6 protein-coding genes and 1 tRNA gene are annotated in these 4,376 nt (G+C 42.8%); 6 read left to right on the top strand and 1 reads right to left on the bottom strand.

Features of this window, described 5'->3' with window-relative positions:
• Positions 1-311: 311 nt before the first annotated feature.
• The 5 genes from O9290_RS08585 to O9290_RS08565 all read left to right on the top strand — a co-directional run bounded on the left by O9290_RS08585 (position 312) and on the right by O9290_RS08565 (position 3,330).
• A complete protein-coding gene (locus O9290_RS08585) occupies positions 312-1,079 on the top strand; it encodes a proteasome-type protease (RefSeq protein WP_061433336.1) in 768 nt (255 codons plus the stop codon).
• Between the two features lie 31 nt (positions 1,080-1,110).
• Positions 1,111-1,848 carry a sulfite exporter TauE/SafE family protein gene (locus O9290_RS08580; protein ID WP_002757778.1) on the top strand — a complete coding sequence of 246 codons (738 nt, stop codon included), beginning with the start codon at positions 1,111-1,113 and terminating at the stop codon, positions 1,846-1,848.
• A 119-nt stretch (positions 1,849-1,967) separates the two neighbouring features.
• Entirely contained in the window at positions 1,968-2,387 is a 420-nt protein-coding gene (locus O9290_RS08575) for a tetratricopeptide repeat protein (RefSeq protein WP_079208852.1), read from the top strand.
• Complete coding sequence (locus O9290_RS08570) at positions 2,380-3,267, top strand: M48 family metallopeptidase (protein WP_288055183.1); 888 nt, start codon at positions 2,380-2,382, stop codon at positions 3,265-3,267. Before O9290_RS08575 ends, O9290_RS08570 begins: the two co-directional genes overlap by 8 nt.
• Positions 3,246-3,330: transfer RNA gene (locus O9290_RS08565), tRNA-Leu, on the top strand. The genes O9290_RS08570 and O9290_RS08565 overlap by 22 nt, the downstream gene beginning before the upstream one ends.
• A gap of 125 nt (positions 3,331-3,455) precedes the next feature.
• Here O9290_RS08565 and O9290_RS08560 read toward each other — a convergent pair.
• A complete protein-coding gene (locus O9290_RS08560; RefSeq protein ID WP_002757783.1) occupies positions 3,456-4,073 on the bottom strand; it encodes a calcium-binding protein in 618 nt (205 codons plus the stop codon).
• Positions 4,074-4,146: 73 nt separating this feature from the next.
• Here O9290_RS08560 and O9290_RS08555 point away from each other — a divergent pair.
• The coding region (locus O9290_RS08555) for a helix-turn-helix domain-containing protein (protein ID WP_502846455.1) at positions 4,147-4,376 on the top strand (230 nt) is incomplete at its 3' end.

The following is a 4,376-nucleotide window of genomic DNA, read 5'->3' as shown; positions in this document are numbered from 1 at the left end:
GAACCCTTATATAGAAAGGCATTTAGCGATTTTTGTCAATTGTTTTTGCTCTAGAGCGAACTAATCAATTAAGTCTCTTGCCAGATAAGGATTTAGTCGATTTATGCCCCCCTATCGAACCATACCAAGTAACGAAGAACCTTAAGTTTTAAGCTTTAAATGATATTATTCACCGCTCACTCTTCACTCTTCACTCTTCACTCTTCACTGATTACTGTTTACTGTTTACTGATTACTGTTTACTGATTACTAATTACTGATTACTGATTACTGATTACTCTTCACTAATTACTGTTTACTGATTACTGAAAATGACTTACTGTTTAGGAATTATCAATCGTTTTGGCATTGTTATGGGGGCGGATTCTCGCACGAATGCGGGAGTCGATTATATCTCGGCCTATCGGAAATTATTTGACTTTTCGGTATCGGGAGAAAGAGTAATTATGGTCTGTACATCGGGCAATTTATCGATTAGCCAAGGAGTGATTCACGAACTAAAAAGAGATCTGCACAATCAAGAGGATAAAAATCTCCATTCTCTGACTCATCTCTACGATATCGCCCACTATATCGGTGATAAAAGTCGTCAAGTACAAGCTAGGGAAAGAACTTGGCTAGAACAAGATAATATTGATTTTAAATGTAAGTTTATTCTTGGGGGACAAATTAAAGGAGAAGAACCGCAATTATTCCTGATTTATCCCCAGGGAAATCATATTCAAGCCACCAAAGAAACGCCCTTTTTACAGATAGGTGAAACTAAATACGGTAAACCGATTCTCGATCGCACTATTACCTATGATACACCCCTAGAGGAAATGGCTAAATGTGCCTTACTTTCCATCGATTCGACCATGAAATCGAATATTTCCGTTGGACCGCCTATCTATTTGAGTATGTATGAAGCGAATAGCCTAAGCCTACGTCATAAGTTACAATTGCGCCTAGGAGATCCCTACCTAGCCAAAATGCGGAAACTCTGGGAAGATTACGTCCGGCAAGCTTTCGAGGCTATGCCCAATGTGGAATGGCATTATACCGATGAAGATCCCAAAGAAGATATCATAATAGATTAAGTAACTCTTTGTGAATTAACTTTACAACTCGATGATCATTGTTACCTTGATGTTGGCAGGTAGTCTAGCTTGGTTTTTTAGCACCCTTGCTGGTGGGGGCAGCCCCCTGATTCTACTCCCCGTTTTAGGTTGGTTTCTCGATGCTGCCGTCATTCCTCCGGTTTTGACCACGGGGATGCTAATCGGTAACGTCCAACGCATGGGAATGTATTGGCGCGCCATTGACTGGCCCTCGACGGTGTGGTATCTACCCGGCGCAATTATGGGATCTACCCTCGGCGCTTTTGTCTTTGCCCATTTACAATTCAAATGGTTGCCGCTAGTTTTGGGAATTTTTCTGGTTTTATCCTCGCTTAAACAATTATTTCCCCAAGAAGAAAATCCTTTTTTTGAGATTAAAACTTGGTATTTTATGCCCTCGGGATTTATCTACGCTTTCCTCTCAGGATTAGTCGGTAGTACCGGCCCGATGATGAACCTGTTTTATATCAACTATGGGCTAGTTAAAGAACCAATGGTGGCAACGAAATCCGTTCACATGGTAGTAGTTCATGTGGCCAAATTAATCGCCTACGCAGCCTTTGGAGTTTTACATCTGCCTTTTCTCGGTTACGGTTTATTGTTAGGATTAGCGGCCTGGCCGGGCAATTGGTTAGGACAAAAAGTTTTAGAAAAAATGAGTCCCCAACAATTTAAACAAGCAGTGATGTTATTCGTTTCGATGAGTGGCTTATTGATGATCTGGCGAGAACGCGGCATCGTCTTTTAAAATTTTGCTGACAAAGGGACAAATTTTGCTAGAATACTAGATAAAGGTAAATTGTACTAGCTTTGTGTAATACGCCGATAACCGTTAAATTTGCTCCTTGATTAACCCCCTAGCTGAAAATGACAGAAACCGCCAATTTTACCCTCGAACAAGGTTTAGAACGCTACCAACAGGGAGAAAGCGCCGCCAGTTTATTGCCGGAATTTAAACAATTAAGCGATCGCAGTCCGAAAAATGCCGCCGTTTGGTCCTGTTTAGCTTGGTTATATATGCTCACCGATAAACCGGAATTAGCCCTAAAAGCCGCCCAAAAAGCCGTTAAACTCGATAAAGTTTCCCCCCAAAACCGGATCAATTTGGTTTTAGCTATGTTGGAAACCAAAACCGCCGGAGTTAGAGAACATATCGAACTGGTGCAACAATTAGTTAGTTTAAACAAAGAAGTTCGCCAAGAAGTGGATGAAAATATCGCCGATGGTTTAGCTAGAAAACCCGATTGGAAAAGTTTAGAACGCATCAAAGCTTGGTTAAATGAATAAGAATATGGAATTATCAAAACAGTTATTACTCGGCTTAAAAGCCAATGATTTTCGGCATCCCATCGACCTAGAGGCCACTAATTCCCTTAAACAGTTGCCTGGGTTAGATATAGCCGTGAGAAGTTTATTAGGTTCGGTTGCTGAGGAATTCTTTTACTTAAATAACATTGCTGCTAGTGTTTTGGTGGGGGAAAAACAATTACCCGACCTGCATAATCTCCTCCTAGAAGCTTGCCGAATTCTCGACTTAGAACCACCTCAATTATACATTCAACAAAACCCCGTTCCTAACGCCTATACCTTCGCCATGCGCGGCAAAAAACCGTTTATGGTGATGCACACTTCCCTAATTGAAATGCTGACTCCCGCAGAAATTCAAGCGGTAATCGCCCACGAATTAGGTCATCTCAAATGTGAACACGGCGTTTATCTCACTTTAGCCAATATTATGGTCCTAGCGGCGGGATTACTGCCCAATTGGGGGACAATGTTAGCACGATCCCTACAGGAGAGAATGTTAGCATGGGTGCGCTGCGCCGAGTTTAGTTGCGATCGAGCGGCTTTATTGGCAGTTCAAGACCCAAAAATCGTCATGTCGGTGTTAATGAAGTTAGCCGGAGGTTCCCCCAGTCTCGCACCTTTACTAAATTTAGAGGCTTTTATCGATCAGGCCAAGTCCTACGATGCCGTCAGCACCTCGGAAATGGGCGAAATGTTAAAGGGTTTGCAAACCCAACAGTTAACCCATCCCCTCCCCGTCCTGCGCGCGCGAGAAATCGATCGTTGGGCTAGTTCCCCCGATTATCACAATTTGTTAAAGAGTCCAAAAATGGGTTATAATGATAAAGCTAATGCCAAGGGCGAATGGCGAAATTGGTAGACGCACCACACTCAAAATGTGGCGAGGCAGCCCCTCATGTCGGTTCGAGTCCGACTCCGCCCATCAAATTACAGTAATTTCTGGCTATTATGGTGTTGATGCTTCCATCCGACTAAACATTAATCTCACGCCGAGGAGTAGATTTTACTGTCTCTAACGTGAGATTAAAAAGTGCAATTAGTCACAGACTAGAGGATAAAGTCTGTCGCCGCAATCGCAGCTAATCCACCATTGAGTTGAATTTGCATATCAACATTTAAGTTACCATCTCCCTCAATTTCTGCCTGAACAATCAAATTGCTACCAGAAATAAAGTAGTTGACTTGACCAACGCCATGGGGAGGAGTACCAAAGGGAGCAGTACCAATAAAAGTGAAAGCTTGATCACCCGCTATAGTAGTATTGGCATCGATCTCCGATAGGTCAATCTTATCCAATCCAGGAGCGAAATCTGTAAGTACGTCCCGCGCAGCACCGACCTGACTATCTGATACACTCAAGAATCGGTAAATGTCGTTACCCGCACCATTGGTCATTGTGTCAGTGCCGCTGCCACCAATCAGGGTGTCGTTACCGGATCCACCATCGAGGGTGTCATTACCTGAACCACCTTGAATATTGTCGCTGCCCGCATTACCTAGAAGGCTATCGCTGCCCCCATTACCATACATTAGATCATCACCAGCACCACCGTCAGAAGTGTCATTACCGTTATCAAGAACGATATTATCGGCGAGGCCAGTACCGTTAGTTATGTTATTGTCTAAGAGATTGCCGTCAAATATATCGGAAAAAATCGGGTTCATCGAAAATTTGGGTCTGAAACCCCGTCGTAGAACGACGGCTTTACTGTTAAATATTAGCACATTTACGAAATATATGCTAGAATGCGAGATATGGAAAAGCTATCGCTACCGATTTTACCCAACACCCGAACAAGAGTCGCTATTGCGGCGCACTTTGGGCTGTGTAAGATTAGTTTACAACAAAGCTCTCCACGAACGAACACAAGCTTGGTACGAAAAGCAAGAAAGAGTAGGCTACGCTCAAACTTCTTCAATGCTAACTGATTGGAAAAAGCAAGAAGAATTAAACTTTCTCAATGAAGT

It is taken from the genome of Microcystis sp. LE19-41.2A, from assembly GCF_027530405.1.
GTDB lineage: Bacteria > Cyanobacteriota > Cyanobacteriia > Cyanobacteriales > Microcystaceae > Microcystis > Microcystis aeruginosa.
The sequence above is the reverse complement of the archived record's forward strand: the minus strand, read 5'-3'. Positions and strand labels throughout refer to the sequence as shown.

Excerpts from the sequence above, each read along its gene's own strand:
- O9290_RS08580 (WP_002757778.1), top strand. The coding sequence starts at position 1,111 with ATGATCATTGTTACCTTGATGTTGGCAGGTAGTCTAGCTTGGTTTTTT.
- O9290_RS08575 (WP_079208852.1), top strand. The coding sequence starts at position 1,968 with ATGACAGAAACCGCCAATTTTACCCTCGAACAAGGTTTAGAACGCTAC.
- O9290_RS08560 (WP_002757783.1), bottom strand. The coding sequence starts at position 4,073 with ATGAACCCGATTTTTTCCGATATATTTGACGGCAATCTCTTAGACAAT.
- O9290_RS08570 (WP_288055183.1), top strand. The coding sequence starts at position 2,380 with ATGAATAAGAATATGGAATTATCAAAACAGTTATTACTCGGCTTAAAA.
- O9290_RS08585 (WP_061433336.1), top strand. The coding sequence starts at position 312 with ATGACTTACTGTTTAGGAATTATCAATCGTTTTGGCATTGTTATGGGG.